Origin of the sequence: Actinomyces massiliensis 4401292 (assembly GCF_000269805.1) — a bacterium.
In the GTDB taxonomy this organism is placed as follows: domain Bacteria; phylum Actinomycetota; class Actinomycetes; order Actinomycetales; family Actinomycetaceae; genus Actinomyces; species Actinomyces massiliensis.
This window is the reverse complement of record NZ_JH711481.1, coordinates 897,433-919,820: the sequence shown is the minus strand read 5'-3', so window position 1 is coordinate 919,820 and position 22,388 is coordinate 897,433. Positions and strand designations below refer to the sequence as shown.

The following is a 22,388-nucleotide window of genomic DNA, read 5'->3' as shown; positions in this document are numbered from 1 at the left end:
CGCCCCTCAGGCGCCGAGCTCCTCGGCGACCAGCGCCATCTCCTCATCGGCCCGTCGGCGCAATTCGCGGTGCCGCGTCCAGGAGGCCAGCGAGGTCTCGGCCACCGCATCCACCATCAGCACAATGCCCACGCCCAGCAGCCCGCCGGGCAGACGACCGGTCCGGTGGTGGCGGCGCACCGCCGCGCCCACCAGCGCCCCGCCCAGACCGGCCTCGAGAATGGCCGCCCCGCGCACCGCCCAGGGCATATCGGTGACAGTGCGAACGTAGGACTGCCAGAAGGCCGAGCCCGGAGTGGACGGATCCTGCAGAAGCATGCCGACGCTGCGGCCCACGGCGTTCGACAGGCCGCGAGGCTCATGGACGACCGCACCGGGCACCTCCGCCGGCGCGAGCCGCCCGGCCAGGACGGACTCGACCCACTCGGGCAATCCCAGCGCCCGAGTCAGGGCGACCATGCCCTTCAGGCCTGGAGTCTCGCAGGCCGCGGCAGCGGCCTCGACGTCGGCTCCCGGCACGGTCGAGGCGATGACGGAGGCGTCGGTCGAATCGGTGAGCAGCTCATCGACCAGTGCGCGCAGCGCCGGTCCGGGCTCCTCGACTCCGCCCCACACATAGCGCGAGGTCATGCCCCAGGAGAAGACGGCGTCATCCTCGCTCTCACCGGTCAGGATGGCGCGGGCGGCGACGTCGTGCTCGTCAACGGTCAGGACGAGAGCGGGCAGGGACTCCTCGTCCCAGCCGAAGGAGCCCAGCCCCGTCCCCTCGCCGGCGTACATGACGATCCGACGATCCAGGCCGGGCAGGGAGGCCACGGCGAGCGGGCGCTCCAGCAGCGTGGCCTGCAGAGGCACCATGTAGGCGCTCAGGGGCGAGACCACGAGTGTGCGGGTCGTGGGCCCGGGACCGCCCGGAACCTCGGGCAGAACGACGTCGTCGGGCAGCGCGTTGAAGGCCGCCGGGCCGATGGTCACATCCGCCCCGAACTCGCGGGCGAGGGACTCGGCGAGCTCGCTGACGCCGAGCCCGGCCACGACTCCCCCGCGTGCGGGCGGGGTGACGGCGACGCGACCATCGGCGTCGGCCATGAGCGTCACCGACAGCAGGTGGGGGCTGGAGGGGTACCACTCGAGGCGGGCGACGACCCGGTCCGCGACAAGGCGGTCGGCAACCGCATCCGGCTGGGTACCCGGAGCAATGAGCACGCCTTCAGTACGGTTCCAGCGCTGTGCGGTGTCCTGCACCATGACGGCCTCCTAGCCGGCTGGGACCAGCCGCTCCGCGGTCGGTCCGGTGATTAGGGATTACGGGTCCGGCGCCCATTGTGTCAGCAACCGGCATGCGGGTCAGCCCCGATCCGGGCGAACGGACTGAGCGGGCTGAGCAGAACGAGCGGCGCGGCGCAGTCGGTCGATCTCGTACAGGCCGATGCCGGTGGCCACCGCCGCGTTGAGCGATTCGACGGCACGGGAGATCGGGATGGAGGCGATGACGTCGCAGGTCTGACGCACCAGGCGGGACAGGCCCGCCCCCTCGGCCCCGGTGACCACGACGAGCGGGGCATCGGCGAGCGTGAGGTCCTCGAGCGCCGTGTCCCCACCGCCGTCGAGCCCGACGACGAAGCAGCCCTCCTTCTTCAGGGCGGTCAGTGTGCGCACGAGGTTCGTCTCGCGGGCCACCGGCACGCGGGCGGCCGCGCCGGCCGAGACCTTCCAGACGGTGGTGTTGACCCCGACCGACCGCCGCTCGGGGATGATGACGCCGTCGGCCCCGAAAGCGCCCGCGTTGCGCAGGACCGCCCCGAGATTGTGGGGATCGGTGACCTGATCCAGGGCGACGAGCAGCGGCGTGCGGCCGGCTTCGCGGGCGCGCTCGAGCAGGTCGCGGGCGTCGGCGTACTCGTAGGCGGGCACCTCGATGGCCACGCCCTGGTGGGCGGCGCCGTCGGTGAGCGCCTCCAGGTCGAGCCTGGTGGCCTCCAGCACCGGAGCGCCCAGCAGAGTCGCGCGGCGGACGACGGCGCCGAGGCGGTCGTCGGACCCGGATGATGCTGCGGAGGAGGCCATGAACACGCGCGTGATCGGGACGCCGGCGCGGGCGGCCTCGGCGACCGCATTGCGGCCGCATACGACCTCATGGCCTGCGGGAACGTCGAAGCGGTCCCTGGCCCTATCCAGCCGTTTGGCATGGGTGGGCTGGGCGGCCCGCGCCTCGGCGCGCGCCTTCGCCCGCGCCTTGGGATGGCCCACGCGGTCCTCCGCCTTCGGCGTGGGGCCGCGGCCCTCCAGCCCCCGACGGCGCTTGCCGCCGGAGCCCTTGGTAGGGCCCTTCTTGGCGAAGCGCCGCTTGGCTCCGGGGTACTGCTCGTTTCCGGGCATGAATGATCCTTTCGACTGCGCTCGGGGCTCAGGCCAGGTGCCAGCGAGCGCCGGCGGTCGAGTCCTCGACGACGACGCCGGCGGCGGTCAGCTCATCGCGCAGGGCGTCGGCGCGGGGCCAGTCCTTGGCTGCGCGGGCCTCGGCCCGCTGGTCGAGCAGAGCGGTGACGAGATGGTCGAGCGCATCCATGGCGGAGTCGCTCCCGGCTTCCGAGCCGCCCAGAACGCGGGAGCGCCAGGGCTCGGCGAGGGGGTCCAGCCCCAGGACGTCGAGCTGGGAGCGCAGGTCCAGAGCCGCCCCGACGACGGCGTCGCGCTCCGGCGTCGGGGCCGCGAGCGCACTGTTGAGCCGTTTGAGGGTGGCGTGGACGACGGCCATGGCTCCGGCCAGTCCGAGATCGTCGTCCATCGCGGCCACGTATTCGTCGGGGAGAGGGCGCGCGCGCACCTCCTGAGGCGGTGCGTCCACCGGGCTGACGGCGACCGCGCCGTCAGTGTCGGAGCCGGAGCCGTCGTCGGAGCCGTTCGCGCCGCCGGTCGCCTCCCGGGCGCGCAGGACGGCGCCGCTCAGGCGCTCCCACAGGGCGGCGGCGTCGGCGAGGGTCTCGTCGGAGAACTCGACGGTGGAGCGGTGGTGGACGGTGCCCAGCGCCAGGCGGAGCACGGGGGCGTCGTACTTCTTGAGCAGCTCGGCCACGACCAGGGAGTTGCCCAGCGACTTGCTCATCTTCTCGCCCTTGACGGTGACCCAGGCGTTGTGGACCCAGTGGCGGGCGAAGCCCCAGCCGGCGCCGTGGGACTGGGCCTGCTCGTTCTCGTGGTGGGGGAAGCGCAGGTCGATGCCGCCGCCGTGGATGTCGAAGGTCTCGCCCAGGTAGCGCCTGGACATGGCCGAGCACTCCAGGTGCCAGCCCGGTCGCCCGCGGCCCCAGGGGGCGTCCCAGGCGGCGTCGGCCGGCTCGGTGGGCTTGACGGTCTTCCACAGGGCGAAGTCGCGCGGGTCGCGCTTGTCGGCCTCAAGGTCGTCGTCGATCTGGGACTCGTCCTCGGTGGTGGCCAGGTCCTCGACGCGCTGGTTGGTCAGCGACCCGTAGTCGGACAGCGAGCGCACATCGAAGTAGACGTTGCCGGCCTGGCCGATATAGGCGTGTCCGGCGTCCAGCAGGCGGCCGACCAGATCGATCATCTCGGGGATGTGACCGGTCGCGCGCGGCTCGTACGTGGGCGGGGCCACGCCGAGCGCCCGGTAGGCGGCGTCGAACTCGCGCTCGTGGCGCTGAGCCCAGGCCCACCAGGGCACGGGGGGCTCGGCGGCCGCGGAGTTGTCGAGGATCTTGTCATCGATGTCGGTGACATTGCGGATGAGGAGGACCTTCTGGCCGCACCGCTCGAGCCAGCGGCGCAGGACGTCGAAGGCGATGCCGGAGCGCATGTGGCCGATGTGGGGTGAGCCCTGAACGGTGGCGCCACACAGGTAGACCGCCACCGTTCCCTCGGCGACGGTGGGCGCCAGGGGGACGACGCCGCGGGCGGCGGAGTCGTACAGGCGCAGGTTCAGGACAGGGCGCGCTTGAAGATCAGTGCTCACCGGCCCAGCGTACTCTGCACGCTGCGCTCTAGTGCCACGCCCTGCACTCCCCGCCGAACTCCCCGCCGAGATCGGTCCACTTTCCGCGTCGAGATCGGTCCACTTCCGGCTCGAGATCGGTCGCAACCCGCGTCGAGATCGGTCCACCCACCGCATCCTTGTCGAGGTCGACTTTTTCGAACGAGATCGACGGCGCCACCGTCGATCTCGTTCGAGAATGTCGATCTCGTGGATCTCGTCCGCCTCGCGGTCTATCTCGTCTGCCTCGCGGCCTACCTCGACGGAGCAGAAGGGCAGACCAGGGCGGTGGCGATCGCCATCAGCCCTTCCTCGCGCCCCAGGAAGCCCAGACGATCGGTGGTGGTGGCGGAGAAGACGACGTCGGCTCCGGCGGCGGCCGACAGGGCAGCAGAAGCCTCATCCATCCGACCCGCGACCCGCGGGCGCGCCCCGACGAGCTGGACCGCAATATTGCCGATCTCATAACCGGCCGCACGCACGCGCCGCGCCGCCTCGGCGAGGAGAACGCTGCCGGCCGCTCCTTTCCACTGCGGCTCGGCGGTTCCGAAGTTAGCGCCGAGGTCCCCCAGCCCCGCGGCGGAGAAAAGAGCGTCGCAGCAGGCGTGGGCAACGACGTCGCCATCGGAATGGCCTTCCAGCCCGGGCTCGCCGGGCCACGTCAGGCACGCCAGCCACAAAGGCTCGGCCGTCTGCGGAGAGGCGAAGGCGTGGACGTCGATGCCGATACCGGTACGGGGCAGGAACGACGGCGCCGGCACCGGTATCGCCGACCCGGCCTCGGGCGGCACGGCGGAAGCGGAATCGATCATGGTGCACAGTGTGCCCGAGTGCCCGAGCCCGCGGGCACTCGCATGCGCGACGGTGCAACTGCGACACAGCGACAACGATGCAGCGACACAGCCGCCCGACCATGGGTCGCGCTGCCCATCACGCGCTTCGCCTGGCCGCACCTAACATGCCCCACATGATCATCTGGCGCGGCTGGGGAATTGTCGGCTTCCTCCTCATTCTCGGAGGCGACATTCTGATCACGAGCGGCAGCGGCCACATCGGAACGAATACACCGGCCGGGATGATCGCCACGGGAGCGGGCTTCGCGCTGGGCGGTGCCGCCTGCGCCGTCTTCGGGTACTGGCTCAATGTGCTGCGCCCACGCCAGAAGGCCGATGAGTATCTGCAGGGTCTGCGACAGGACCTGTGGCAGCGGATGCGCGAGGGCACGTTCCAGATCCCAGCCGGAGCGCCGGCACCCCGTGACGAGGCCGAGGCGTCCCAGCAGATCGAGCGCATCGTCGCTCAGCAGAGCCCCGAGGTCAGACGCCGGCTGCGCAACCGGAACACCCTTTTCTTCATCCCCCTCCAGTGGCTGGGCTCCATGGTCGTCATCGGCGGCATCGTCTTGATGATCCTGGGGGCGGCCGGCAGGAGTCTGTGACGTCCTGACGCGGGCGTGTGGTCGCCAACGGGCGGGCCTCGGGCTCGCCCTACTCTCCACCTCTCCGCCGTTACCCAAGCGTTCTGCATTTCCTAGATTTCTCCCAGGTGTCATGACGGTGTTTATTCAGGTCCGTCCGGTTATATGTATGTCACCGCCGGACGGGAGTGGTCGTGAGGGTTGGGGAACCCGATGACCGGCTACGACCGAGGTGACCAAGGGTCTAAGGGAGCCCGAGGGCGCCGCTTCGGCGAAGGAGGAGCGCTCCTCCCGGAATGGGAACCCGGGAGTCGAGCCCCTCGGTGACGAAGGCCCGCGGGGCCGGGGAAGCAGCCCGGCACCGCGGGCCAAGTCATACCCAGTCATATCCAGCGCCATTCCAGCGCCTTCGAGGGCCCACAATGTCCTCATGGTCCTCATGCGCGCCGACGCCCTCCGCCCGCCGACGTCGGCCGCCTTCTGCCGACTGCACCGCAGCGGCACCTGCCGCTCCTGCCCGCACCAGGACATGCCGCTCGACCTCCAGCTCAGTCGCAAACAGCAGCGCGTCGCGCAGATGCTCGCCGCCGCACCCAATCCCGTCCCCGCCGACGCCTGGCTGCCTCCAGTGGCAAGCGCACCCGAACGCTTCCGCAACAAGGCGAAGATGGTGGTCTCCGGGCGGGCGGCCGCCCCCGTCCTCGGCATTCTCGGTCCCGACGGCGGCATCGACCTGCGCAGCTGCCCCCTCCACATGTCCGCGATCGAGGACGCCCTGCCCGTTCTCTCCCGGGCCGTGAGCCGACTGGGCATCGGTCCCTACGACGTCGATGCACGACGCGGCGAACTCAAGCATCTTCTCGTCACCGCCTCCCCCGATGGCGACCTCATGGTCCGCTGGGTCCTGCGCTCGCATCGGCACGTAGAGCAATTGCGCGACGCCCTGCCGGAACTGAGGCGGGAGCTGCCGACCCTTGCCGTCATGAGCGCCAATATTCAGCCCGTTCACCAGGCCATCATCGAGGGCGAGGAGGAGATCATCCTCACCGACGACGTCCCCTGGGGCGACCGTCTGCTCATGCGCCTGCGGCTGCCGGAACTCGTGGGCAGCGGAAGCGCGCCGGACGGAATCAGCGCAGGGCGGACCGGCGGAGCCGAACGGACCGGCGGGCCCGGGCGAGCGACGGGGACCGAGCTCCTGCTGTTCCTGCCCACGCGCTCCTTCTTCCAGACGAACACGGGCGTGGCGGAGCGGCTCTACGCGACTGCGGCGCACTGGGCGCAGGACCTTGACCGGCAGGCCGAGGTATGGGACCTGTTCTGCGGTGTCGGGGGTTTCGCGCTCGCACTCGCGGGGTCCGGTCGTCTCGTACGGGGAGTCGAGGTCTCGGCGCCCGCGATCCGAGGGGCGCGGGAGTCTGCGGCGCTCATGGGCCTGTCGTCGCAGAACGTCCGTTTCGAGACCGGTGACGCGAGAATTCTTGACCCCGGAGGCGGTGCGTCGCCGGATCTACTGGTGGTCAATCCGCCACGGCGCGGAATCGGGGCGGAGTTGGCGAAGCGGATCGAAAGCTCGGAGACGGCCCGGGTCCTGTACTCCTCGTGCAATCCGGTGAGCTTGGCCGCCGACCTCGAGGCCATGCCCTCACTGCGCGTCCGCCGGGCCCAGCTGTTCGACATGTTCCCCCACACCGATCACGCCGAGGTCCTGGTCGAGCTGGCCTGACCCGATCCTCCAACCTCCGACTTCGCCGAGATCGGTCGTACTCCGCACCGAGATCGGTCCGAGAACCGATCTCGAGCCGGAACTCAACCGATCTCGGCGTCAGGTCAGCTCGGCCAGGGCCGCTTCGACGAGCACGAGGCGGGCGTCGATATCCGCAGCCGCATAGGGCACCTCGAGATCGCGGACGGCGCCGGCGAGATCGGCCAAGTGCCGGGCCTCCGGAAACCCGTCGCGAACCAGCGAGCGGGCCGAGCGGACACTGCTCACGGCCGCCTCATCGTCCGCCCCGGCATCGGGAACGGATCCCAGCAGATCCAGCAGTGGACGGTCGATGGCGGTCAGGGCCTCGGCGACGTCGTCGAGCTCACCACCGACCAATTCGGCACGGGCGTGGTACAAGGACAAGCGCTCGGTGAGCCTCTCGGCACCGTCTCGCAGAGCCCTGGTGAGCTCGCGGAGGGAGCCGACGGCGTCGTTGGCGTCCAGCTCGTCCTCGCCGTCGATGATCTGCAGGGCGAAGAAGCCCGAGGCCAGGTTGTGCAGCCGCAGCAGGGCGATGCCGAAGCGCACAGAGTCCACGTCACTGCGCAGTTCGGCGACCTGGCCGGCCAGCGGGTGAAGCTGCTCGACGCACTCCAGGATGAGGCCGTCAACCTCCCCGTAGCGCTCGACGTCGGCGAACGCCTCGCGCAGGCAGTCGCGCAGCCGTTTCAGGCGCGCGGACAGGGAGCCGATCTCGTCGGAGCGCCTGCCCAGCAGGGCGACCATGCGACTGCATTCGTCGAGCAGGGCGACCAGATCGGCGGTCGCAACCTCAACGCCATTCATCTCGGCGAGGACACGGGCGAGTGGGCCATCACCATCTCGCGCGGGGATGCCGACGCCGGCGGCGACCAGAGCCGCAACCTCATCCGGCAGCGTTCTACGGGTGAAGTCCACGGAGTCGCGGTAGCCCAGCGCCTGCAGTTCTTCGAGCAGGGCGGCCTGGCCGGCAGCTGCGGCCTCGCGACGAGAGGCGCCGGCAGCGGCAGAGGCGGCCTCGACCTGTCGCACACGAGCGTAGACAGCCTCGACGGCGTCGCGCAGATCAGTTCTCATGGGCAGGGTGCGTACGGACAAGAAGCCGGCGCCCGAAGGCACGATCGTCGCGAAGACGCGGTATCTGCCGCCATCGGACGAGCGGTTGGTGATGTAGGCGCTGACGGCGTCTCCGGCTGTGATGTCATCCCATACACAGCGGTACAGCCCCGCCGGCATATCGGGGTGCCGCACGACGTTGTGAGCGCGCCCCACCAGGGCGCCGCGCGGGTATCCGGACAGGCGCATGAAGATCGAGTTGGCGCGACGTATCCGGCCGGAGGAGTCAGTCGTGGAGAAGAAGAGCTCATCGGCGGCGTAGGTGTGCTCATCGCCCGGGGCGTCGATAGTGGGCTCAGCGGGCTCAGCAGCCTCACTAGCTTCAGTCATATGTTCAGTCATATGGCGCCTCCCGTGGCGGATGTCGGTCTCCGACGGCGTCGGACGGCCGGGGCGGCCGCGTTCGACGACGGAGGCGGAGTGGTGATCCTCCCCGGAAGCTTACTCAGCGCACACGGCGTCAGCTCCCGGCAGGCCGGACCGATCTCGAGCCGGAGTACGACCGATCTCGACGCGGAACCGGACCGATCTCGGCGGAGTGAGTGAGGGGGACGGCGTCAGCGGTGCGGAGTCACAGGAGGGAGTCGTCCCACAGCAGCAGATGCGGGGTGATGGCGGCCAGGTTCTTGACGACGACCAGCCCCGGATCGCCTGGGAAGTGCTTGGAGCTGCCGCCCACCTGAATGACCAGCAGATCGTTGGAACGGGCCGAGGCCGCCCCCGTGGGGGAATCCTCCACCGCGACGCACTCCTCGGGCCGCAGACCGAGGAATTCGATCGCAGCCGCATAGGGCGCGGGCGTCGGTTTGCCCGGCAGCCCGTCATCACCGGTGATCAGTCCGACGAACACGTCGCCGAGCGCATGAGCGACCGATTCGACGATGCGCCGCGGGGACTGGGTGACGATGACCTGCGCCAGCCCGATCTCGCTGAGCATCGATGTGATCCTCCGGGCGCCGGGCAGGATCGGTGGCGTCACGCGGACTGAGGCCTCGACATCGGCGGCCATCTGAGCGAAGACCTCGGCGGTAGCGGGGTCCTGAGGGGATGGCGTAGCGCCGGTGGCGGCAATGAGCTCGCGGGTGCGCGCAATCGACGCCCCGGCGATGCCCGCCACCTGCTCGGGGGTGACGGTTCCGCCCCGCTCCCGGCAGCGGCGGAGGAAGGACTCGTCCCATATGGGCTGGGAGTCCATGAGCGTGCCGTCCATGTCCCACAGGACGGCTCTGACGTAACGGCCGGCGGCAGCGGGGCTGGTGGGCGCGGTCATCATTTCTCCTGCTGAGCGCTATTGCCTGAATTCGCTGAATTCCCAGAGCCCTCCGGCGCGCGGGCGGAGGAATTCCGACGGCGTGCGGCCCGAGCGGCCTTCTTCGCCGCTCGCCGCTCATTCTTCTCGATCTGCTCCTGCGCCCACTCGACCTGCTCGTTGAGCCAGGTCCTGGTCGAGGGGGTGAGCATCTTGTTGTCCTCGAGCAGCCCGGAGGCCCGCAGCTCCACGAACTTCAGATAGTCCGGTTCGTGAGTGCGCTCGTACTGGCGGCGGGCCTCCTGGAGGTCCGAGCCGACGCGCGCGACCTGACGCTCAATCAGGTGACGTCCGAGCAGGAGGAAGATCGCCAGGACGAGGGCGACGATGCTGCCGTAGCCCTTGGTCAGCGGGTAGAGGATGGCGGCCAGAATCGACAGCCCCATGACCGGCCCCATCATGCCGTAGGTCCAGCCCTCCGGGCGGTCGTCGTAGCCACGCAGCCATTGGCGGATCTTGATGTGCCCCTGAGGGTCTCCGCCGTTGAACCAATCGCGGACCTTGGCCCCGATTCCCGCCATCATTCTGTCCTCAGCTCCTCTTCTCATCAGTTCTCATCCGTGGCGTCATGAGCTCCGCCTGAAACCCCAGCAGCCCGATCAGCCCCCTCGTCCCTGCCGGCCAGAGCGCGATCGACGAGCTCGGTCATGGACCCCATGGTGCACTCGCATGCGGCGGTGACATCCGCAGGGGACCAGGGCAGGGCGACGGCGTGATCGGCGGCCTCGTGCATGGGGATGTCGTTCCACGAATCGCCGAGACTCCAGGTCTCGATGCGCGCGCCCGGGTGAGGCCCGTCAGGGCCGGTGAGCCAGGCGATCAGATCCTTCAGGCCGGAGCCCTTGGTGGCGCCGGCGGGGATGACGTCGAGGAACTCCTGGTTGCGGACCACCTCGATCTGTCCTCCCCAGCGCTCGGTCAGGTCGGCGACAATGCGCTCGCGTGCGGCGTCGTCGCGCACGCGCATGGGAACTCCGATGAAGCGGCGCCCGGCCATCTCCTCGGGCGACATGGGAACGAACACCTGGAGGATCGGAGAGACCTCGTGGTAGGTGTCCGAGACGATGTAGTCGGTCTCCAGCGTGGTGGCGAAGACCGTGAGCCCGCCGATTCCCTGCAAGGACATGACGATCTCGTGGGCCAGGCCGTCGGGCAGGAAGCGGGAGGTCAGTACGCGGTAGTCGCCGTCGGCGAGCACCGCGCCGGTGAAAGCGATCGCATAGTCGAAGACGACGCCGAGCGGCTCGAGGGTGTCGCGGGTGGCGAAGACCGACTTGCCGGTGTCCACTACGAGCAGGTTCCCAGCCGCCCGCCACCGTCTCATGGCCTCGCGGTCGGCGGACGAGACTTTCCGGTCGAACAGAATGGTGCCGTCCAGGTCGGTGGCGATGAGTTGGGGCGACTGGAGAGGCTCAAGCCGCTGGGACATGTATGCGCTCCTCGAATTCCGGGCATTCGTGCGGGTAAGGCGGGCTGGGCGGATTGTGCGGGGTAGACGGGTTACCGAGGCGGAAGGGGCCGCCGGGGAACTGCGTTGAACCGGGTTCCCCGACGACCCCTCGCCATCACCCGTGGGCGGGGCGCCGTTTTTCAGGCCGCGGGGATTCCCAGGAACCCGCTCCAGGCGCCCAGGATGCCCAGGACGAACATTCCCAGGATGATCCACAGGGCATTGATCTTCTTATTGAGAAGATACATGGACAGGAAGGTCAGGCCCAGTGCGGCGATTCCCGGAAGCAGGTCGTCCAGAATGTTCTGGAGGGTCTTCGTCTCGACTTCGCCGGTCGAGTACTGCTTCGCCTGGGAGACCACGGAGGGGAAGTCGATGTGCGTCCACTTGGAGACCAGCGCGCCCATGACGAACAGACCGGTGATGGCCGCGATCTGCGTAATGCGCTTGAGCTGGCCGCCGCCGACCTCGGTGACCAGGGTGGTGCCGCGCTCATACCCCCACTTCAGGCCGTACCAGCGCGTGAGGATGCGGATGATGTTGATGCCGACGAAGTAGATGAGTGGACCGAGCCAGGAGCCGTTGACGGCCAGGGAGGCGCCGAGCGCCCCCAGCACCGGACGAGCGGTGCCCCAGAAGATCGGGTCGCCGACGCCGGCCAGCGGCCCCATGAGGCCGACCTTGACGTTGGTGATCGTCTCATCCCCGATGTCCTCGCCCTTGGAGCGCTGCTCCTCCATGGCGGCGGTGACGCCGAAAACGACCGAGGAGATCCACGGGTGGGTGTTGTAGAACTCCAGGTGGCGCTTGAGCGCGGCCGCCTGCTGAGTCTTGTCATTGGGGTAGAACTTCTTGATCGCGGGCACGAGGGTCAGGCAGAACCCGATGGCCTGCATACGCTCGAAGTTGTAGGAGCCGAGCAAGAAGGTGGAGCGCCAGTACATGCTCCGCAGGTCCTTGGTGGTGAGCGTGCGCTCCAGAGCCGCGGACGTATTCGCTTCAGTAGTCATAGTCGTGCTTCCTTCCAGCTCAGTCGAGCTCGTCGTCCAGGTCGTCGTCCAGGTCGGCGCCGCCACCGCCACTGCTCCCCGCTGCAACGGGCTGCGGCAATCGAGCGGGCTCCTGGAACTCGGGGTTGAGCTGGACGTAGATGAAGGCCAGGCAGACACCGAGGATGCCCAGGGCCACAAGGGTGACGCCCGTGTTCAGCGTCGTCATGAAAGTGGCGAACACGAAACCGATGAAGAAGAACGGCATGAGTTTGCGCGCCTTCATCATGTTGATGACCATGGCGTAACCGACGACGACGACAAAGCCACCGGCAATACTCAACCCGTCGGTAATAACGTGCGGAATAGCCTTGAAAGCGCGTTCAACGCTGTCGCCGGACGCCAGGACGGCGACAACAGCCGTAGGTATCGCCACTCGTAGCCCTTGGAGAGCCAGCGCTATGAAGTGCATGACCTCAATGGCCCGTATGTTCGCCTGTTCGGCGAACCTGTCCGCCTGGTGGGCGAAGAAGACGTTGATGGTGCGCACGAAGATGGTCAGGGCCTGGCCCGCGATCGCCACCGAGACGGCGATGCCAATGGCATCTTTCTGAGTCTGACCCCCGGCGATGACGACGACCGTGGAGACGGTGGAGGCGAGGGCGGCATCGGGAGCCATGGCGGCGCCGACATTCATCCACCCCAGCGCCAGGAGTTCCAGGGAGCCGCCGATCATGATGCCGGTGGTCGGGTCGCCCATGGCGAGGCCAGTGAGGGTGCACGCGATAATCGGACGGTAGAACATGCGTTCGTCCAGAACAGCATCGCAACCGACCAGGAAGGCCACAAGCGTCACGAGGATGATCTGGACCGCATTGATATCGTGCATGGGAGCTGCTTTCTCTGCGGATTTCAGCGAATCTGGTGGGAGGGGACACAGGAGGGGCGCCGGGAGGGAGCCCGGGCGCCGATGTCGTCAGCGCTCCTCTTCGAGCGTCGGCGACGTGGTCCGGTCGTGCGGCGGGTGAGGACGTCGCCGCCCGCCGCACGACCGAGAGGCGCAGAGTCTCAGGAGATGAAGCCCTTGGACTTCAGAGCCTCCATGAGATCCGAGCGGCTCGTCGAGGGAACCTGCTGGATGTACTGGGTGATGCCGCGCTTGTCGATCTCCTGGAAGGCCGCGGCGTCGTCATCGGAGATGTAGACGGCCTGGGACAGGGCCTTGGTGCCCTGCTTGAAGGTCATGCCGCCGACATTGACCTCATCGACCTCAATGCCCAGATCCAGCAGCCGGACCACGTCCGCCGGGGTCTCCACGACGATGACGGCCTTGAGGGCTTCGTACTTCGGGTTCTTGTAGACGCGCGCGGCCTTCTCCACGCCCAGGACGTGGACTTTGACCTTGCCGCCGCCGGTCTGCAGCATGAGCGTCTTGCGCAGCTCGTCATTGGCGGCGCCATCGGACACCGCAAGAATGGCCTCGGCACCGAGGCTTCCCGCCCAGTTGTTGGCGACCTGGCCGTGGACCAGGCGTGAGTCAATGCGCAGGAGCTTGACATCCATCAGAGCTCGTCTCCTTCGTCGTCGGAATCGGTAGTGGTGGGGGTGAAAACTTCGGACAGGACCTTGACGCCGCCGGCTCCGGCGGTCCGGGCCTTCTCAACCAGCTCGGCCAGAGTCCCGCCGGTCAGGCGTCCGCCGAGAACCTCGATGAGCATGGGCAGATTGACTCCGGTGACGACGTCGGCATCCTCACGCGCAGCGGCGAAGCGCGCCGCCGCGTTGTACGGACTGCCTCCCAGCAGATCCACCAGGATCAGGTACTGGTCGCTCGGAGACTTCTCGACGGCGTCGGCGTACTTGGCGAGGAGGTCATCCGGCCCCTCCGAGGACTCAAAGGTGACGGCGACAAGATCCTCCTGAGGCCCCGCAATCATGGCGGACGAGGCGATCAATCCCTCCGCCAGATGCCCGTGGGCGGCGACGATCACAGCAACCATGCGCACTCCTTCGTGAATCGCGCAGTTCCCCACTCGGGTCGAGCAGAGAATTCGATGTACGTTAGGCAGGAGGCACGTTACCTGTATCACAGGTATACGGCATGTCAAACGTCCGCCATTCGGCCACAACAAGCCTTTTTGTGTCTCATTTCACAATTGCCGATCGGGCTCGTCCTCCACTAGGCCGCACCCGCGCTCGATGGCGCGCTGCCGCCGACCGCCGCGTCCACTCGAGCTGCGGCACGCCTCGCAAGGGGCAGCACTCCCCGTCAATCCGACTGACAGCATCTCCGGCCGCATCGGAGACTGTGCTTATGAGCACGTCCGACTTCGCCCGCCACCCGTCGCGCCTCTTCCCGCGCCGCAGCGCCCTCCAGTCATTCTCGGCGCTCGCGGCTCTGGCCTCCATGGGCGCCCTGACCGGCTGCAGCCACGGCTCGCCGGACAAGGTCCGCGACGATGCGCTGGCCAAGATCGACTGGCTGCCCTCGACGATGACCACCGAATCCGTCAGTCTGGACGGGCAGCGCGCGACCACCGCGGCGGCGGCCTGCGCCGGCATAGGCGCGAGCATGCTCTCGACCCGGCTCCGTGACGACGGCGCCGCCAACGCCCTGTCCTGTCCCATCGGCATCGCTCTCATCATGGCTCTCCTGTACGCCGGGGCGGAGAGCCCCGGCGAGGGCGTCAACGCCGCACTGGGTCTTGGCGCCGATGCTGACGCCCAGACCCGCGACTCCACCTGGAGCGCCGTCCAGCAGACCCTTCAGCGCTTCGACGTCACCGACACCCAGCAGCTGCGGGACTTCGACCCCGAGGCCATCCCCGACACCCCACTGCTCCACATCGCCAACAACATCCTGGCCATCGGAGACAAGACCGTCATCAACCAGGAGTACCTCGACAGCGCCAAGCGCTGGTACGCCTCCGACCTGGGCCGCGTCCCCGTCGACGACGCCAAAGCCGCCCTCGATGCCTGGGCCAACCTGCACACCGGCGGACTCATCAAGGAGTCCGGAATCGATATCGACCCCAGCATGCGCCTCGTGGCGCAGAACGCCCTCCTCTTCGCCGCCCGCTGGGCCGTCCCCTTCAAGGCCGAGGACACGCGGCAAGGCGCGTCGTTCACACTGGCAGACGGCTCCGCGTCCACCGCCGACCTCATGACCGGCACGGGCTCCTACACCCTCGTCACCGGGAAGGGCTGGCGCGCTCTCCGGCTTCCCTATTCAGCCGGGCCGGAGTCGACCGCGACGGCGTCGGGCTCCGATTCCAGCAGCTCCAGCAACCTGGTCATGGACATCATCCTGCCCGATGCCATCGGCTCCCCCGCCGACCTGCCGTCGGCCACCTGGGGCGAGGCGACCACGGCCCTGACCGCCGCCGAGACTGAATCCCAGCAGCAGGTCGCCCTCAAGCTGCCGAAGCTCAATCTCGCCTCGGGAGTCATGAATCTTTTCCCCGTCCTGTCGGATCTGGGCGTGGACCTGGGGTCGCTGGACCACATCGCCCCCGATTTCGCGGTCAATCAGGCCGTCCAACAGGTGCGACTGATCGTCGACGAGGAGGGCACCGTCGCCGCCGCACTCACAGAAGTCGGCGTCGGGGTGACATCGGTCGATGACTCGGGCGCAGTCGAATTCGTCGTCGACCACCCCTACGTCCTGCGGATCGTGGACCTGTCCTCGGGCGTGGCCATTATCGAAGCGGCCATCCTCAACCCCGCAGGCTGAGCCCGGGGCGGGCTCCCCAGACAGGCGGGAGCCCGCCCGGAGCCTCACTTTCCGGAGTACCGGTACACGTTCGTCTCGCGCAGCTCGAAGCCGCAGCGGCGGTACAGGCGGTTCGCAGCCTCACGGGTGGGGCGGGAGGTGAGGTCGACGGTACGGGCCCCGATCGTGCCGGCGTGGGCGACGGCCGCCTCGACGAGCGCCTGCCCGGCGCCCTGGCCGCGGGTGGCGGAATCGACGACGACGTCCTCCACCCAGGCGCGCAGACCGGTGGGGATCGAGAAGGTCGCCAGAGTAAGCATGCCCAGGATCGGGCGAGTGCCGTCTGCAGCCGGCTCGTCCGGCCGGAAGACGAACAGGTAGACGCCCTCCTGCGCCACGAAGGCCTCGCACTGCTCGGCGGTCAGCGCAGGAGCCGAGCGGGAGAGCTGGGGAATGAGGCGCTCCATCGCCTCGACGAGCTCAGGTGTGGACTGGGCAACGATCTCAACAGTCATGGACTCTCCTCTTACGCTGTCACTGCGTTCTGCTCGGTTCTGCTCTGCGACTGCGGCGTCTGCTCGACGCAGCCCGAGTGGAGCCTACCGGCCTCGGAGGCTCGTGCGGGCGCTTGTGACCGCTCAGGCCGCGCCCTCTCCGGACTCCCCGACCCTCCCCGCGTCGAGACAGACTTTTTGGAACGAAACAGACGGCGCCACCGTCGATCTCATCCCAAAATGTCTATCTCGACGTCTGAGCGCACATCCCACAGACTTCTCCGCATGAACAGCGATCTCCAGAACGGTGCGCTGGCCGGAGCTGTGGCGGCCTGCGATGCGATCGGCGCAGCCATGCTCACCAGACTCACCAGCCGGCTTGGCGAAGACAGCGGCGCGAGCGGGAATGTCCTGGCCTGCCCGGTCGGGCTCGCCCTGGCGCTTGCGACCCTGCGCGCGGGAGCGGCAGACAACGGCACCGGTATCGACGCCATGCTTGGCGTCGATACCGACGCCAAGACCCGCGACCGCGTCTGGTCCGCCGTTCAGCGCAGCCTGCAGCGCTTCGACGTCGCCGACACCCAGCAGCTGCAGGACTTCAACCCCGAGGCCATCCCCGACACCCCCCTGCTCCACATCGCCAACAACATCCTGGCCATCGGACAGACACAGCCGACACAGGACTACCTCGGCAACGCCAAGCGCTGGTACGGCGCCGAGGTCAACAGGGCCGAGCGCCCTAAGGCCAAAGCCGCCCTCGACGCCTGGGCCAACCTGCACACCGGCGGACTCATCAAGGAATCCGCCATCAACGTCACCCCCTTGACCCGCCTCGTGGTGCAGAACGCCCTCCTGTTCGCCGCCCGCTGGGCGAAGCATTTTAATGCGGCAGCAACTGCTGAGCGCCAGCCATTCACCCGCGCAGACGGCTCGACCTCCCGCGCCGACCTCATGAGCCGAACCGGGCGCTTGACCTTCGTGACCGGCCCGGACTGGCGCGCCCTGAGGCTGCGCTACGTTGACGGCGCGGGCGACTCGGGCAGCGCAGGCGGCTCGGCCGCAGGGTCCGAAACACTGGCCATGGACGTCATCCTGCCCAGAAAAGTCAGCTCCCCCATCGACCTGCCGCCGACCACCTGGGGCGAGGCAACCCGACGCCTCACCGCCGCCCAGACAGCAGGAACCACCACCAACGTGCACCTCCGCCTCCCCCGACTCAACCTATCCTCAAAGCCCACTGACCTCACAGGCGTCGTCAAGAGTCTCGGCGTGCGACTGGGCTTCCAAGACCATATCGCCCCGGATCTACTGGTGGGCCAGATCGTCCAACAGGTCAAGCTCGTCGTCGCCGAGGCGGGCACCGTCGCCGCCGCCCTCACCGAGATCAAGATTCGGACGGGAGCGCCCCCACGCCCGGAGGAGCCCATCGACTTCACCGTCGACCACCCCTACGTCCTGCGGATCGTGGACCTGACCTCCGGCATCGCCCTCATCGAAGCCGCCGTCCTGGACCCCGCTGCATAGGGGGGCGCAGCTTCCGCCGCCAGCACCGGCCGGGCGGGCTGAGGGGCGCGGTTCAGTCGGAGCCGGCGAGGGCCGAGTCGATCAGAGCCGCCACCGACGTCGTCGTGCGCTCGCAGACGGCCAGGACCTCGGGGGGCGCCCCGTCCATGGCGACGGCGTGGTCGGCGGCCTCGTGCATGGAGATGTCGTTCCAGGAGTCGCCCGCGCTCCAGGTCTCGATGCGCTCACCCGGGTAGGGGCCGTCGTCGGCGGTGAGGAGATCGACCAGCGCGGTCAGGCCCGCGCCCTTGGAGGAGCCGGCGGGCACGATGTCGAGGAAGTCCTGGTTCTGGAAGGCGATGGCGACGTCGCCCCAGCGGTGCGCGATCTCGGCCTGCACACGGGCCAGGAGCGCAGGATCGGTGATGCGCAGCGGGACGCCGACGACGGTGCGCCCGGCCAGATCCGTACGGGACGCCTGAGAGAACAGAGTGAGCAGGGCGGTATCGGAGCCGATCGAGTCGTAGAGCTGAAGGTCGCCGTCGAGCGTGGTGACGAAGACCGTGACACCGGTCTCGCCCTCGAGCATGTCGAGGATCTCCTCGGCGAAGCTATCGGGCAGGGTCCGGGCCTCCAGGACGCCGTAGTCGGGGCCGATCAGGGCGGCACCGGTGTAGAGCACGGAATAGTCGAAGGCCAGGTCGTAGCCGCGCAGGGCCGAGCGCAGCGCGGCCACCGACCGTCCGGTGTTGGGCACGAGGAGGTTGCCGGCGTCGCGCCAGCGTGTGACGGCGGCCAGATCAGTCGGGGAGATGGTCGCATTGAACAGGAGCGTGCCATCGATGTCGGTGGACAGGAGCTTGCGCATCGCCCTAGCCTACGGGCCGAAATCGGTTCGAAGTGCCGTCCTGACCGATTTCGATGCGGAACCGAACCGATCTCGAGCCGGAGTACGACCGATCTCGAGCCGGAGTACGACCGATCTCGCGGCGGAGTACGACCGATCTCGGCGGCTGGACGGCCTGGACGGCTCAGGCCGGCGGGACGTTGCGCTCGAGCTCGGCGATCCAGGCGGCGCCTGCGGCATCCGACGGCATGCGCCAGTCGCCCCGGGGGGACAGCGAACCGCCCGCCACCACCTTGGGGCCGTTGGGCAGCGTGGAGCGCTTGAACTGGTTGGAGAAGAAGCGTCGGAGGAACAGCAACTCCCACCTCCTGATGGTCGCCAAGTCGTAGGCGACCCTCTCCTCCTCCGGCAGCCCGACCGGCCACTGACCCGCGCTCGCATCCGCCCACGCCTTCTCCGCCAGGAAGGCGATGCGGCTCGGCCGGGAGCCGCGGCGCAGCACATGCCACAGGGTGAAATCCTGCAGGGCGTAGGGGCCGATCTTCGCCTGCGTGGACTGGATGGGCTCGCCATCATCGGCCGGCACTAACTCGGGGCTGATCTCGGTACCGAGAATGGCCAGCAGTACCCGCCCAACGTCGTCGGAGAAGATCCGCTCGGCCACCACCCAGCGGATGAGATGCTGAATGAGGGTCTTGGGAATGCCGGCATTGACCCCGTAGTGGGCCATCTGGTCGCCCACCCCGAAGGTGCACCAGCCCAGCGCCAGCTCGGACAGGTCGCCGGTGCCGAGCACGATGCCGCCGCGCTGGTTGGCGATGCGGAACAGGAAGTCGGTGCGCAGCCCGGCCTGAACGTTCTCGAAGGTCACGTCGTAGACCTCGCGCCCCCGCTCGCCGCGCCCGTATGGGTGGCCCATGGCGGTGAGCATCTGCTCGGCGGCGGGACGGATGTCGAGCTCCTCGACGTGGCAGCCGAGCGCCCGCGCCAGCGCGAGCGCATTGCTCTTGGTCCCCTCGCTCGTGGCGAACCCGGGCATGGTGATGGCGTGGATGTGCTCGCGGCCCAGGCCGAGGCGGTCGACGGCGCGGGCGGCGACGATGAGCGCATGGGTGGAGTCCAGTCCGCCGCTGACGCCGATGACGATTGTGGGCAGGCCGATGGCCCGCAGCCGCTGAGCGAGGGCGGCCACTTGAATGCTGTAGGCCTCGTAGCAGTCCTGGGCGAGGCGGGCCGGGTCGTCTGGCACGAAGGGGAAGCGGTCGACCGCTCGGCGCAGGCCGATGTCGGTGCGGGGCACTCGCAGCTCCCGGGGCTCAATGCTCAGGGTGAGGAATCGGCTCGAGCCGTCAGACCCGGCGGGAGCCGCGGCCCTACTCAGCGCCGCACGGTTGTCCTCGAAGGAGCCCTGGCGCAGCCGTTCGGCCCGCAGCCCCTCGATATCGACGTCGACGACCGTGGCCCGCGGCCCATCGGGGAAGCGCTCGGTCTCCCCCAGGAGTTCGCCGTTCTCGTAGACGAAGGTCTGGCCGTCCCAGGCCAGGTCCGTGGATGACTCCCCCTGCCCGGCGGCCGCGAAGACATAGGCGGCCAGATTCCGAGCACTGGAGGCGCGGGCCAGTAGCTTGCGGTCCTCGGCCCTGCCCACGGTGATGGGAGAGCCGGAGAGGTTGACGAGTACGGTCGCCCCGGCCAGAGCCGCCAGGGAGGACGGCGGGACGGGCACCCACATGTCCTCGCAGACCTCCACGTGAAAGGTCAGGCCCGGCACATCGGCGACCTCGAAGAGCAGATGCGGGCCGAAGGGGACGCGGACGCCATCATCCCGGTCCCCGACGGCGTTCCCGACGGCGGCGGCCTCTGCACCGGCGCGGACTGCGGGCAGGAGGATCCGCTGAGCGCCCGGCGCGCCGTCTCCGCTCGCGAAATGCCGTTTCTCGTAGAACTCGCGGTAGGTGGGCAGGTAGGACTTCGGTGCGACGCCGCGCACGGCACCGCCCTGAATGACGACGGCGCAGTTGTAGAGGCGACTGCCGTCCCGCAGGGGCGCGCCGACGATGATCGCCGGGAGGAGGCCGGCGGAGGCCGCGCGAATGGTCTCGATGGCGGCGAGGACCTCGTCGAGCAGCACGTCGCTGAGCAGCAGGTCGTCAATGGAGTAGCCGGTCAGGCTGAGTTCGGGGAAGGCGGCCAGGCACACGCCGTCGTCGGACAGACTGCGGGCCTGCTCGATGATCGCGGCGGCATTGGCCGCAGGATCCGCCAGCGCGACGGGAAGGGTCACGGCGGCGACGCGCGCGAAGCCCTGGTCGTAGGCGGAGCGGAACTCGATGGTCGGCCGTCCAGCGGGGGGCGGCGGAGGTGCGTCCTGATGCATGTGACGATCCTCCCATGAGCTGCGAGAGGGACGGTTCTCGAATCGACGGCAGCACCTTTCAAACCCGTTAGAACACCCTTCACATACTCGATGTTATCGTTCCGTTACCCCATAGATTGAATCGATATCGTTTCGTTATCATGGATCACCGGAATCTCGCGGAATTCTCGCGGGGCGGGAATGGATTTCCGAGCTCGGAACCCATATAGTCTTCCTTGTCGGAACGCAGACGACACGAGGGGATCAGGGACCCTGTTGACTGCCGCTGCGTTCGGGGATGTCGCGATTCAGGGACCGCGCCCCCGAGCCCGGCGAGAGGCCCCGCACCGCAAGGTGTCGGGGCCTCCCTCTGTTCTCCGGCAGGTCATGATCGCAACACCTGCCGGAGAACCGTCGGGGAGCGCACTGCACTCCCGTGGACCATCATCGGTGCCATGTCGAGATCGGTCCAGTTACACGCCGAGGCGCACACTGAATTCGAACGGGGATCGGATTACGTCCGGCTCCAGCGCGGCCGCCGTTCGACCGGCGATCAGTGCCCCGCAGCCTGCGGGAACAACCCCCACTGCTCCCGCAGAGCGTCTATGAAGAAGCGGACCTCGGGCACCATCGTGGTGGACAAGCGCTGATCCGCGGCGTTTCCCGGCGTCGTCGAGCACAACCACTGGATCTGCAGCCCGTCGCTGAGCGCCACGAACGATCGGGCGATCATCCTCGACGGAGCCTCCGCACGCACCGAGCCCGCTTCCTTACCGCGCTCCAAGGCGTTCTCGATCATCGTCACCGATTCCGTCAAGTGGCCGGCGAACCACTGGTGCGCCGGGTGATCGGCATCGAGCACGGACATGGCCGTCGCCGTATAGATCGCCACGAGATCCCGATGAGCAGCATTGTGCGCGACCAGCGTCGCGAACGCATGAAGCAGTTCCCAGGGGTCCTCAATCGCACCTCCCCCCAAGAAGCCGGCGAAATCATCTTGATCGCGCCACTGGAGGACTTGAGCGAAAAGTTCTTCCTTGGAGGAGAAGTGGTGGAGAAGTCCCGCTTTCGAGATATCCGACGCCGTTGCGATGTCCGACAAAGACGTACCGGCATATCCATGGGCCCCGAACAGTTTGATGGCCTCATTGAGGACCCGCTCGCGCTTGTCCTCACTGCCGACTCTGGGCCGGCCGGGCCTGCGCCGCTCGCCCTGCGCAGACGCAGCTGAATGACCACCGGAGGCTGCGTTGTCGCCACTGTTCGCACGGGTCATACCAGCATTGTGTCACTGTTAGATTCATGTAGATCCATGACCGGCCATGGAGCCCGTACGCTTCTCCAGCAACGGGTCTCACATGACCGGTCATGAAAGCTCTTTCGCACTCCCGCTCGAGCGCGACCGATCTCGAGCCGGAAGTGGACCGATCTCGGTGCGGAGTACGACCGATCTCGGCGAGATT

The 22,388-nt window shown here is 68.3% G+C and carries 20 protein-coding genes; 4 read left to right on the top strand and 16 right to left on the bottom strand.

Annotated elements, in window-relative coordinates:
- Positions 1 to 6 precede the first annotated feature (6 nt).
- From W5W_RS0103900 to ispF, 4 genes are all read right to left on the bottom strand, one after another.
- Positions 7 to 1,248 carry a hypothetical protein gene (locus W5W_RS0103900; protein ID WP_008732276.1) on the bottom strand — a complete coding sequence of 414 codons (1,242 nt, stop codon included), beginning with the start codon at positions 1,246 to 1,248 and terminating at the stop codon, positions 7 to 9.
- A gap of 99 nt (positions 1,249 to 1,347) precedes the next feature.
- Positions 1,348 to 2,379: a 23S rRNA (guanosine(2251)-2'-O)-methyltransferase RlmB gene (gene rlmB / locus W5W_RS0103895; RefSeq protein WP_008732296.1), complete on the bottom strand. Its 1,032-nt coding sequence runs from the start codon at positions 2,377 to 2,379 to the stop codon at positions 1,348 to 1,350.
- Between the two features lie 28 nt (positions 2,380 to 2,407).
- Complete coding sequence (cysS, locus tag W5W_RS0103890; protein ID WP_017194422.1) at positions 2,408 to 3,967, bottom strand: cysteine--tRNA ligase; 1,560 nt, start codon at positions 3,965 to 3,967, stop codon at positions 2,408 to 2,410.
- A gap of 272 nt (positions 3,968 to 4,239) precedes the next feature.
- On the bottom strand, positions 4,240 to 4,797 hold the full coding sequence (gene ispF / locus W5W_RS0103880) for a 2-C-methyl-D-erythritol 2,4-cyclodiphosphate synthase (protein WP_017194420.1): 558 nt from the start codon (positions 4,795 to 4,797) through the stop codon (positions 4,240 to 4,242).
- A gap of 155 nt (positions 4,798 to 4,952) precedes the next feature.
- Here ispF and W5W_RS14560 point away from each other — a divergent pair, with 155 nt between their 5' ends.
- Both W5W_RS14560 and W5W_RS0103870 read left to right on the top strand, forming a co-directional pair.
- Positions 4,953 to 5,423: a transcriptional accessory protein gene (locus W5W_RS14560; RefSeq protein ID WP_154650236.1), complete on the top strand. Its 471-nt coding sequence runs from the start codon at positions 4,953 to 4,955 to the stop codon at positions 5,421 to 5,423.
- A gap of 409 nt (positions 5,424 to 5,832) precedes the next feature.
- A complete protein-coding gene (locus W5W_RS0103870; protein WP_017194418.1) occupies positions 5,833 to 7,128 on the top strand; it encodes a class I SAM-dependent methyltransferase in 1,296 nt (431 codons plus the stop codon).
- Positions 7,129 to 7,227: 99 nt separating this feature from the next.
- On the opposite strand, the gene W5W_RS0103865 is transcribed toward W5W_RS0103870, so the two are convergent.
- The 8 genes from W5W_RS0103865 to W5W_RS0103830 form a co-directional block, all read right to left on the bottom strand.
- Positions 7,228 to 8,595 (bottom strand): PAS domain-containing protein, encoded by a 1,368-nt coding sequence (locus W5W_RS0103865; RefSeq protein ID WP_017194417.1) that lies wholly within the window; start codon positions 8,593 to 8,595, stop codon positions 7,228 to 7,230.
- 241 nt (positions 8,596 to 8,836) lie between these two features.
- Positions 8,837 to 9,535: an HAD family hydrolase gene (locus W5W_RS0103860; protein WP_008732283.1), complete on the bottom strand. Its 699-nt coding sequence runs from the start codon at positions 9,533 to 9,535 to the stop codon at positions 8,837 to 8,839.
- The gene (locus W5W_RS0103855) at positions 9,535 to 10,098 is read right to left on the bottom strand and encodes a hypothetical protein (RefSeq protein ID WP_008732286.1); all 564 of its coding nucleotides are present in this window, start codon (positions 10,096 to 10,098) and stop codon (positions 9,535 to 9,537) included. Before W5W_RS0103855 ends, W5W_RS0103860 begins: the two co-directional genes overlap by 1 nt.
- A 23-nt stretch (positions 10,099 to 10,121) precedes the next feature.
- On the bottom strand, positions 10,122 to 11,003 hold the full coding sequence (locus tag W5W_RS0103850; protein ID WP_017194416.1) for an HAD-IIB family hydrolase: 882 nt from the start codon (positions 11,001 to 11,003) through the stop codon (positions 10,122 to 10,124).
- A 161-nt stretch (positions 11,004 to 11,164) separates the two neighbouring features.
- A complete protein-coding gene (locus W5W_RS0103845) occupies positions 11,165 to 12,034 on the bottom strand; it encodes a PTS system mannose/fructose/sorbose family transporter subunit IID (protein ID WP_017194415.1) in 870 nt (289 codons plus the stop codon).
- 19 nt (positions 12,035 to 12,053) lie between these two features.
- The gene (locus W5W_RS0103840; protein WP_008732272.1) at positions 12,054 to 12,902 is read right to left on the bottom strand and encodes a PTS mannose/fructose/sorbose transporter subunit IIC; all 849 of its coding nucleotides are present in this window, start codon (positions 12,900 to 12,902) and stop codon (positions 12,054 to 12,056) included.
- A 179-nt stretch (positions 12,903 to 13,081) separates the two neighbouring features.
- Entirely contained in the window at positions 13,082 to 13,576 is a 495-nt protein-coding gene (locus tag W5W_RS0103835) for a PTS sugar transporter subunit IIB (RefSeq protein ID WP_008732298.1), read from the bottom strand.
- Positions 13,576 to 14,013, bottom strand: a complete 438-nt coding sequence (locus W5W_RS0103830) for a PTS sugar transporter subunit IIA (protein WP_017194414.1) — start codon at positions 14,011 to 14,013, stop codon at positions 13,576 to 13,578. The genes W5W_RS0103835 and W5W_RS0103830 overlap by 1 nt, the downstream gene beginning before the upstream one ends.
- A gap of 314 nt (positions 14,014 to 14,327) precedes the next feature.
- On the opposite strand from W5W_RS0103830, the gene W5W_RS14555 reads away from it, so the two are divergent.
- On the top strand, positions 14,328 to 15,746 hold the full coding sequence (locus W5W_RS14555; protein ID WP_017194413.1) for a serpin family protein: 1,419 nt from the start codon (positions 14,328 to 14,330) through the stop codon (positions 15,744 to 15,746).
- Between the two features lie 44 nt (positions 15,747 to 15,790).
- On the opposite strand, the gene W5W_RS0103820 is transcribed toward W5W_RS14555, so the two are convergent.
- Positions 15,791 to 16,240: a GNAT family N-acetyltransferase gene (locus W5W_RS0103820; protein WP_008731034.1), complete on the bottom strand. Its 450-nt coding sequence runs from the start codon at positions 16,238 to 16,240 to the stop codon at positions 15,791 to 15,793.
- 264 nt (positions 16,241 to 16,504) lie between these two features.
- On the opposite strand from W5W_RS0103820, the gene W5W_RS14550 reads away from it, so the two are divergent.
- Positions 16,505 to 17,743 carry a serpin family protein gene (locus W5W_RS14550; protein ID WP_017194412.1) on the top strand — a complete coding sequence of 413 codons (1,239 nt, stop codon included), beginning with the start codon at positions 16,505 to 16,507 and terminating at the stop codon, positions 17,741 to 17,743.
- Positions 17,744 to 17,795: 52 nt separating this feature from the next.
- Here the strand turns inward: W5W_RS14550 and W5W_RS0103810 are convergent, their stop codons facing one another.
- The 3 genes from W5W_RS0103810 to W5W_RS0103800 all read right to left on the bottom strand — a co-directional run bounded on the left by W5W_RS0103810 (position 17,796) and on the right by W5W_RS0103800 (position 22,201).
- Positions 17,796 to 18,590: an HAD-IIB family hydrolase gene (locus tag W5W_RS0103810; protein WP_017194411.1), complete on the bottom strand. Its 795-nt coding sequence runs from the start codon at positions 18,588 to 18,590 to the stop codon at positions 17,796 to 17,798.
- 163 nt (positions 18,591 to 18,753) lie between these two features.
- Positions 18,754 to 20,946: an NAD(+) synthase gene (locus tag W5W_RS0103805; protein WP_017194410.1), complete on the bottom strand. Its 2,193-nt coding sequence runs from the start codon at positions 20,944 to 20,946 to the stop codon at positions 18,754 to 18,756.
- Positions 20,947 to 21,478: 532 nt separating this feature from the next.
- The gene (locus tag W5W_RS0103800) at positions 21,479 to 22,201 is read right to left on the bottom strand and encodes a TetR/AcrR family transcriptional regulator (protein WP_017194409.1); all 723 of its coding nucleotides are present in this window, start codon (positions 22,199 to 22,201) and stop codon (positions 21,479 to 21,481) included.
- Positions 22,202 to 22,388 lie beyond the last annotated feature (187 nt).